Genomic DNA, 9963 nt, shown 5'->3' with positions numbered 1-9963 from the left:
GGGTTTCTTTTTGGTTGGCATACATGCACCTCTTACTCATGTTATGCCCAAACACAAAATTTCTGACACCCCCGGTAATCGCGGCATACAGCAGGTCCGTACCCACGGCGGTCGCCGGATTGATACCAAACCACAGCAGGATCGGCGTCATCAACGAGCCGCCGCCGACGCCCGTCATACCCACGATAAATCCGACCACCAGCCCTGCAACGACAAACCCCAGATTACCCGCTTCCATAACCAACCTTGTCAAACCAATGCATCAGGCAAAAAGTGCCGGGAAGCATAACGACTTGAGTCCGAAATGGTTATGACGAAGTGATCTAAGGTTATAACCGCTTGTCGCGGATGACAGCCGCTTCGGCGGCTTCGGCAACGCTTTGCAAGCGACGGGTCGGGCCGAGCCAGTCCACCAGCGCGTTGGCTTCCATCGGTTTGGCAATCAGATAACCTTGCCCCTCATCGCAACCCCATTGCTTGACCAGTCGGCGAATTTCATCGGTCTCGATGCCTTCCGCCACGACGCAATAGCCCAGCTTTTTGGCCAGGCCGATCAAGGCCTTGACCAGCCGCTGATCAGTCTTGTCCGACGCCAGATTGCGAATCAGGGACTGGTCCAGCTTGACCGTGGTGGCGGGCAACTGGCGCAGATAATTCCAGTTGCTGTAGCCCGTGCCGAAGTCATCGATCGCCACATCCATGCCCATCTGACGCATGCGTTCCAGCTGATGGCGCACTTCAGCCGGATTGTGCATCAAGGCACCTTCGGTGAACTCCAGCTCGAACCGGGTAGGGTCGATCTTGTGCTGACCCAACAGGCGAATCATCCGGTCGGTAAAGGCCGGGCCGGTGAGGTCTTCCGGGCTCACGTTGATGGCTATACGGAAGTCGAATCCTTCCTGCTGCCAGCTTGCCGCCTGTTCGATTGCACTCTTCAGAACCCACAGACTCAGCGGGCGCATCAGGGCCGTCTTTTCGGCCAGCGGGACGAACTCGGCCGGCCCGATGGGCCCAAGCGTCGGATGGTTCCAGCGCAGCAAGGCTTCCACCGAGGTGCACAGGCCGGTATTCAGGTCGATGCGCGGCTGGTAAACCAGACGCAGCTGATCGTGAGCATGCACGGCGGTGGTCAGTGAGCTGAGCAATTTGAACGCACGCTGTTGCGCGGCATCGTAGTGCGGTTCGTACATCGCCCAGCCGAGGTCACGGTCACGCGCGTCGTCGGCCGCGCTGATGACCATGCGCATCCAGTCCTGGTCATTATTATTCGGCTCGCGGTTCAGGCTCACGACGCCAAGGCCCACCTGCATCTGCACCGGAATACCCCGGCACTCTACGGGCGTCTCGAAGTTTTGCAGGATGGTGCGAAACAGATGTTCAGGCACATGGTCGTGAGGCAACAGAAAACCGAAGCGCGTAGGGCTGACTTTGTACAGCGGGCAGCCCGACGGCAACAGGCTCTCCAGACGGTTCTTGATCTCCGTCACCATGTCCTGGGAAAAGCTGTAACCCAGCGCCTTGACGATGTCGTTCAGGAAGGTGGAAGAGATCATGTCCACCGCCACCAACTGGTAATCGATACCGGATGCCAGCGCCTGATGAATGTCTTCCTCCAGACGCGACCGATTATACAAACCGGTAGGCTGGTCGATGAAGCAGCTGAGCCGCAGGCTGACGATGCGCTTCATGACCAAGGACGCAAAGCCCATGAGCATCTTCGTCTGATGCGCAGTCATCGGCTCGCGAGGCTGGGTGTCGATCACGCACAGGCTGCCCAGCGCCAGGCCGTCATCGGTGATCAGCGGGGCGCCAGCGTAATAGCGAATGTCAGGATGCCCGGTGACCAGACCGTTGTTCACGAAACGTTCGTCGAGCGTTGCGTTGGGGACCTCGAACAATGTGTCTGAAAGAATCGTGTACGCACAGAAAGACACGTTGCGCGGCGTCTCCCTGGCCTTAAGGCCAACCCTGGCGCGAAACCACTGACGATTTTCGTCAACGATGGAGACCAGTGCGATGGGGGACTGAAAGAATGCAGCGGTCATCGCCACGATTTCGTCCAGTACATCGTCTGAGGTGTCTTCCAGCACACACAGCTCCCTGATGCGCAACAGGCGTTGCGTTTCATTCATCGGGATAGGGGCGCTGGCGTTCATAGAATTCTCGCTGGGTGCTCAATGATGACTATTTGACATCACGAGACTCACTTTAACAGACGAAAGAATTTCGACTACAGGCGCGCGACAAACAGTTAGTCGGCCGAAACATGGCTTTTTTGAGGGGGTTTTGTCCTACAAGCCCGGCGAACAAGGCTGTGCCCTATTATTTTCGGGGCTTTATAGCCATTACCGTTCGTCGCTTGAGAGTGAATCAATGCAAATCAGCGTTGCAACTGCGCACTTCATTCCTCGCCTGGTTCATTAGTGTGAAGTACTTCACGAATATTCGTGCCGATGGGGAATTTTTCGGTTTGCGAAAGGTCTTTGTCGCATCTGATACAAATTGCGACAATTTTTACAATCGGGTTGCACTGTCTTATGGGTCGTACAGCGATTTTTGCGACCCGCAACCTTGCACGCGCCATCCAGTAACTGTCCTGCGTGATCGTTTACACAGCTCGCAGGCGTGAATCCGTTCCCTGCTTCAGTGACCTCATGCTCATCCGCCAGGGTGATCGTGAATCATGCCCGTGTGGGCTGTTTTCAACTATCCAGACCTGCTCCGAGACCTTGAATATGGACGTTCGCCAATTTGAATTTCTGTCGCGCCAGCCTTCGGCTCAGGTGGCTCCGCGCGCCAACTTCATGGGGATGCCCAAACGCCTGCTGGCATTGCTGCTGGCGAACGTCATGTTCTGGCAACCGGTCTGGGCGCAGGCCGAAGGCATCGCGGTCAGCGGCACCACCAACACTTCCGTGGGCCAGGCCGGCAATGGCGTGCCGGTGATCAACATTGCTGCACCCAACGGGGCAGGGCTGTCGCACAACCAGTACCAGCAGTACAACGTCGACAGCAAGGGTGTGATTCTCAACAACGCGACCAACGCCGTACAAGCCACCCAACTGGGCGGCAATATTCTCGGCAACAGCCAGTTGGGCGGGCGTGCCGCCAGCACCATCCTTAATGAAGTAACTGGCGCCAATGCCAGCCAGCTCAACGGCTACACCGAAGTGGCCGGGCAGGCGGCGCGGGTTATCGTTGCCAACCCGTATGGCGTGAGTTGCAACGGCTGCGGCTTCATCAATACCCCACGCGTCACCCTCAGCACCGGCACGCCCGTGCTGGATGCGAACGGCAAGCTCGATCACTTCGCAGTGGACGGCGGCAGCATCAGCATCGACGGCAAAGGCCTGGATGCGAGTGCTGTCGATCAGTTCGACCTGATCACCCGTTCGGCGAAGATCAACGCTGATATCTACGCAAAACAACTGAACGTCATTACCGGCGCCAACGACGTCAACGACGACACGCTGGCGACCACGGCGCGTGCCGGCAATGCTGCCGACAAACCGCAACTGGCGATTGATTCCTCGGCGCTGGGCGGCATGTACGCCAATGCGATCAGGCTGGTCGGCACCGAGCAGGGCGTCGGCGTGAAGACGGCGGGCAACATGGCTGCCAGCGGCGGCGATATCCAGATCGACGCCAACGGCCACCTGAACATGGCGCAGGCCTCGGCGCAGGGCGCGCTGAACGTCAACGCGCCCAGCGTCGAAATGACCGGCAAAACCTACGCGAGCAGCATCAACGTGCGCACCCCCGGCGAGCTGGTCAACCAGCAAAGCCTGGCGGCACGCGAGCGGGTCGAGATCAACGCTGGCAAAGTGACTAATGCGGGCACCATCGCCTCGGGCATCGAAGCCGACAACAGCCGCAATGCGACGGGTGACGTCACGATCAGCGCGCCAGTGGTCGCCAACACCGGCAATATCGAAGCCAGCCGCGCGCTGACCGTCAATGCGGCACAAACCCTCAATAACCAGGGCGTGGTGCAAGGCGTCGCAGTCAACCTGGCCAGCGGCCAGATCACCAATCAGGGAGTGGCGGCACGTCTCGTCGGCGAACAGTCGCTGTTCATCTCCACCCCGGCCATCGTCAACCTGTCTGGCGTGATCCGCTTCGCGACCGGGCAAGCGGCCAGCTTGCAACTGGAAAGCCTCGACAACCGCGACGGCCTGATTCAGGCAGCAGGCGGCAGCCTGGCGATCAGCGCAGGTGCGCTGGATAACAGCGGCGGTCAGATCGACGCCGATAGCCTCACGGTCGCCTCCACAACGCTGAATAATCGCTCCGGTCTGCTGTCGGCGCGAGCGGGCGATGCACGGGTGACGGCGGGCACCACGCTGGACAACAGCGGCGGCACCGTTCAGGCGCAGAACCTGCTGAGTATTGCGGGTGGCACTGTCGTCAACCAGAGCGGCAGCTTGCTGGGGGCGGGCATCGACGTGACGGCGCCGGGAGCGCAGATCGACAACCGTGGCGGCCTGATTCAGGCATCGGGTGGCAACCTGGCGATCAGTGCAGGTGCGCTGGATAACAGTGCCGGTCAGATCGACGGTAACCGACTGACCATCGCGTCCACCACGCTCGATAACCGCTCCGGCCTGCTGTCAGCCCGTGCAGGCGATGCAAATGTGACCGCGCGCGACACGCTGGATAACACCGGCGGCACTGTTCAAGCGCAGAACCTGCTGAGCGTCACCGGCGGTAATGTGCTCAACCAGAGCGGCCGCCTACTGGCGGTCACCGGCAACCTCGGTCTCAATGCCACAGGTCTGGATAACCGCAGCGGCAGCGTGCTGGGAGCGGGCGTCAACGTCAGCGCGCCGGGCGCGCAGATCGATAACCGTGGCGGCAGGATCGTCGGTGACCGCATCGACCTGAGTGCCGCCGGTCTCGACAACCGCGAGCAGGGCCTGCTGGCCGCCGGAGCGCAAGGCATGGCCCTGCGCTTCGCCCCGACGGCAAGCCAGGCGCAGTTGCTCAACAGCAGCGGTCAGATCCAGAGTGACGGTGACCTGCAGGTCAGCGGCACATGGCTGGACAACAGCGCCGGTACGCTGCTTGGCCAGAGCGTTCGGATCGACGCGCCGCGCCTGATCAACGACAGCAATGGCGCAGTGGTCAGCAGTGGCGGCGACGTGACCCTGACAGTCAGCAACCTGCTGAGCAACCTGACCGGCATCGTCGATGCGGGCAGTCGTCTGGTCACCATCAGCGGTGCGTCCGAGCTCGACAATCAGGGCGGCAGCATTCGTGGCAATCAGCTGAGCCTGCAAGCCACCACCTTGCGCAACGGCCAGCAGGGCCAATTGGTCGCAGGCAGCGGCGGGCTGGTCTACACCGGCAGCACGCTGGATAACAACGGCGGTACGCTGCTCGCGAGTGGTGGCACCACCCGGCTGGAGCTGGGCAACGGCACGGTCAGCAACGTCGGCGGGACGATTCAGGGCGACACCGTGCAGATCACCGCCGGTTCGCTGGACACCAGCAGCGACGGCAGCAAAGCGGGCATGGTCTCCAGCCTGGTCGACAGCCTGACCCTGAGCGTGGATTCGCTGACCAGCGATGCAGGCAAACTCTTCGCCAGAACCGCGCTCGTGTCGACCGGCACCACGCTGTCGAACACCAACGGCAGCCAGCTCAGCGGCGACAGCGTCAACCTCACCGCCGCCAACCTGATCAACCGGGGCGGCCTGATCGAATCCAACACCACGCTCACGCTGCAAGGCGGCTCGCTGGACAACACCTCGGGGCAATTGAGTGCCTTGGGCAACCGGGTCAATAACAGCACCGGCCTCAACAACACGGGCACCAGCGCACTGCGGGCGTTGAGCACTGACACCAGCACCTTCGATTTCGCCGACAGCATCACCAACCAGAACGGCCGTATCGAAGTCGGCAACACCGATTTTGCGCTCAAAGCCGATGCGCTGGACAACCGCGCCGGCAGCATCGAGCACGCCAACACCGGCCTGCTGACGCTGGATTTCAATCGCGTCACCGGCGCGGGCGGCAGCATTACTGCACTGGGCAGCGGCGACTGGAATTTCGGCGCCGTTGACGGGCTGGGCAACGTGCAGCTCAACAACGCACTGACCTACACCAGCGATTCGCTGGCGCTACTGGCCGGTGACCGGCTGGCCAGCGGCAGCGGCCTGACCCTCAACCTGAACAGCCTCAACAACGCTGGTGAACTGCTCAGCGATGGCGACCTGACCCTCAACCTGAACGGCGACCTGACCAACAGTGGCCGTCTGTCCGCGCAGAACCTGCTGACCCTCACCGCCAACAACGTCAGCCAGAACGGCGGGCGCATCGGCGCGGGCAGCGACACACGCCTGAACCTCAGCGGCACCCTCGACAACCTGGGCTACCTGACCGCGCGCCAGAACCTGCGCATCGACGCGGCACAGATCGACAACCGCGGCACGCTGGGCGCGCAAGGCAACGTCAACCTCAATGCCGGCAACGCCATCACCAACAGCGCCGACTCGCTGCTGTTCAGCGGCGGCGCCATGGCGTTGCGCACCGGCACGTTCAGCAACCTGTACGGCGACGTCTACAGCCGTGGCGACCTGAGCGTGGCCAACCTCGACGGCAGCGCCGCGCAGCGCTTCAGCAACCTGTCCGGCACCGTGGAAAGCGAAGGCTCCATCGCCATTAACGCCGCCGCCGTGGAAAACGCCAAGGCCGAGTTCGAACTGGGGCAGAGCATCGTCACCGGCAGCCTGGACTGGCAGTGCAGCCAGCACTGCGGCGGTCACGACTCGTTCAAGCGTGGTCACATCACCATCAACCAGACCTTTGTCGAAAGCGCCATCAAGGACTCGCCGTCGGCGCGCCTGGTCGCCGGCAAAGACCTCGAGGTGCAGGCCGACAACGTGCAGAACCGCTACAGCCTGCTGGCGGCCAACGGCAACCTGACAATCACCGCCAACGATCTGCTCAATCAGGGCGCTTCCGAGCGCACCGGGCAGAACACCATCAAGATCAGGGCACAGGGCCGCGTCAACACCGGTTACTGGGATCAGATGGATTTCATCGACGTCCCGGCCTTCAATGCCGCCGTCGCAGCCGGCAACTTCGACCCGGTACGCTTTGAAGAGCTGAAAAGCCGCTCTACCGACAGTCGCTTCATCGAGCAAAGCAACGTCACCGTCTGGAGCGACGATCCGCAACCCAAATACGCCGCCACGCTGCAAGCCGGCGGCACGGTCAACCTGAACGTCGCGCGCACCGTGCAGAACGGCTCGCTGCGGGCCAACAACACCCCCGAAATACTCACCGGCACCCTCGGCGAGGATCAGACCGCCCTCAAGGTCGGCGGGCTCGACATCACCATCAACAAGCAGGCCACCGATGCCAGCGCCGCCAGCGTGGCGTCCGTCCAGCCAGTGCAGCGCGTGGCTGCCGACGGCAGTGTGCAGACCGTCTTCACCCCGGTGGATTACAGCGGCATTCCGTTCGCCGCTGTAGACCCGACTGCAGGCGCGACCTTCCAGTTGCCGAAGGGCGACTACGGGCTGTTCATCCGCAACCCCGATCCGACCAGCAACTACCTGATCGAGACCAACCCGAACCTGACCAACCTGTCGCAGTTTCTCGGCTCCGATTACCTCCTCAACCGCCTCAACATCAACCCCGACAGCAACTGGCGTCGGCTGGGCGATGGCCTTTACGAACAGCGCCTGATCCGCGACGCGGTGCTGGCGCAAACCGGCCAGCGCTTCCTCGCTGACGGCCTGGGCAGCGACTACGATCAGTACCGCTACCTGATGGACAACGCCCTCGCCAGCAAAGACGCCCTGAACCTCAGCCTCGGCGTCTCGCTGAACGGCGAACAGGTCAGCGCCCTGACCCACGACATCGTGTGGATGGAAAACCGCGTCGTCGACGGCCAGAAAGTCCTCGTCCCCGTGCTGTACCTGGCCCNCCTGGCCCAGGCCGACTCGCGCAACGTGCGCGGCAACAGCCTGATTCAGGGCCGTGACCTGAACCTCATTTCCGGCGGCGACCTGATCAACGTCGGCACCCTGCGCGCCCGCAACAACCTCAACGTCAGCAGTGGCGGCAGCATCTATCAGGGCGGCCTGGTCGACGCAGGCAACAATCTGCAGATGACCGCTCAGGACAGCATTCGCAACGCCATGGCCGGGGAAATCCGTGGCGGGCGTGTCAGCCTTACCGCTGTCAAAGGCGACATCCTCAACGACCGCACGGCGATTCAGGTCGGTGACGGCGTCGGCATGCGCACCGTGACCGACACCGGCAGCACCATCACCGCCCGTGAAAATCTCGCCCTCAACGCCGGTCGCGACATCACCAACTACGGGGCGATGAGCGCCGGTGGCGACGTGTCGCTCACGGCCGGCAACGACATCAACCTGCTGGCCAAAACCGACAGCAGCAAAAATTACCAAATCATCACCGGCGGTCGTAAATCGACCATGACCACCGACGTCAAGAACCTTGCGTCCACGATCACTGCCGGTGGCAACGTGAACATCGACGCCGCGCGCGACGTCAACGTCCTCGCCAGCCAGGCCAAGGCCGGCAACGACCTGACCATCAACGCCGGCCGCGACTTCAACGTCAGCTCGGCCAGCGACTCGCACAACGTCGAAACCCGCAGCAAACACAACAAGACACGTACCGTCGAAGAGAACGGCCAGACCACCCAGCTCGCCAGCGAACTGACCGCAGGCAACACCTTCACCGCCCAGGCCGGGCGCGACACCAAACTCGTCGCCAGCAAAATCACCGCCGGCAACGAAGCGTACCTGTACAGCGGCAACACCCTGAGCCTGCTCGCTGCACAGGACAGCACGCACACCCTGTACGACATGAAGAAAAAGGGCAGCTTCGGGGCCAAAAAAGCCCAGCGCGACGAAGTCACCCAGACCACCAACGTCGGCACCGAAATCCGCACCGCAGGCAACCTCACGCTGGCGAGCAACGGCGACCAGCTGTATCAGGTCGCCAAGCTCGACAGCGGCAAGGACCTGACCCTGCAAAGCGGCGGCGCGGTGACCTTCGAAGGCGTGAAAGACCTGCACGACGAGAGCCATACCAAGAGCAAAAGCGACATGGCCTGGTTCTCGATGAAGGGCAAAGGCAACACCGACGAAACACTGCGCCAGAGCGAACTGGTCGCCCAGGGCCAGACCGTGATTCAGGCTGTGAACGGGCTGAAGATCGACGTCAAGCAGGTCAACCAGCAAACCGTCAGCCAGACCATCGACACCATGGTCAAGGCCGACCCGCAACTGGCGTGGCTCAAAGCGGCCGAGCAGCGCGGGGATGTGGATTGGCGGCAGGTGAAAGAGCTTCACGACTCGTTCAAGTACAGCAACTCAGGCATGGGCCAGGCGGCGATGCTGGCGGTGATCATCATCGTCACTGTGGTGACGGCGGGTGGGGCGAGCGCGCTGGCGGCTTCGGCGGGCAGTGCAGTGGGGGCCGGTAGCACCATGGCTGCTGCAACAGCGGCCACCGCCACCACCTCGGCCACCGCCGCAGGCCTGGGCAACATGATGGCCACCGCCGCGCTGACCTCCATGGCCAGCACCGGTGCGGTCAGCGTCATCAACAACAAAGGCAACCTGGGCGTCGCGCTGAAAGACACCTTCGGCAGCGACAGCCTGAAAAACGCCACCATCGGCGCACTGACCGCTGGCGCGTTGAACTACGCAGACAGCACCTGGTTCCAGGGCGCGAGCCCGGCCAATGGCGACGGTGCGAAGGTCATCGGCTCCGGGCCGGTGCAAAACCCTGGCTACTCCAAAGAGTGGCTCAGCTGGCAGAAGGCGCAGGACGCGGTCGTGCGCAGCGGCACGCACGCGGTTATCGAAAGCGGCATCTCCACCGCCATCAACGGCGGCAGCCTGAAAGACAACCTGGGTTCAGCGCTGGTGTCGCAAGGGTTTGATCTGGCCGCTGCTGCGGGCAACAAAAACCTGG

Annotated in this window: 3 protein-coding genes; 1 reads left to right on the top strand and 2 read right to left on the bottom strand. The window is 62.2% G+C overall.

The window, feature by feature from the left end; genetic code table 11:
• Nucleotides 1-238: TSUP family transporter (locus ABJ99_RS24900; protein WP_230081086.1), on the bottom strand; the 238-nt coding region annotated here is incomplete at its 3' end.
• A gap of 91 nt (nt 239-329) precedes the next feature.
• On the bottom strand, nt 330-2156 hold the full coding sequence (locus ABJ99_RS24895) for a sensor domain-containing phosphodiesterase (protein WP_054088064.1): 1827 nt from the start codon (nt 2154-2156) through the stop codon (nt 330-332).
• A gap of 579 nt (nt 2157-2735) precedes the next feature.
• Between ABJ99_RS24895 and ABJ99_RS24890 the strand changes: the two genes are divergently transcribed.
• Nucleotides 2736-9963: two-partner secretion domain-containing protein (locus ABJ99_RS24890; RefSeq protein WP_054088063.1), on the top strand; the 7228-nt coding region annotated here is incomplete at its 3' end.

It is taken from the genome of Pseudomonas syringae pv. cilantro, assembly GCF_001293775.1.
Taxonomy (GTDB): Bacteria; Pseudomonadota; Gammaproteobacteria; order Pseudomonadales; family Pseudomonadaceae; genus Aquipseudomonas; species Aquipseudomonas syringae_P.
The sequence above is the reverse complement of the archived record's forward strand: the minus strand, read 5'-3'. Positions and strand labels throughout refer to the sequence as shown.

Bases quoted from the DNA above. Each gene is read 5' to 3' on its own strand.
- ABJ99_RS24895 (WP_054088064.1), bottom strand. From the start codon at position 2,156: ATGAACGCCAGCGCCCCTATCCCGATGAATGAAACGCAACGCCTGTTG.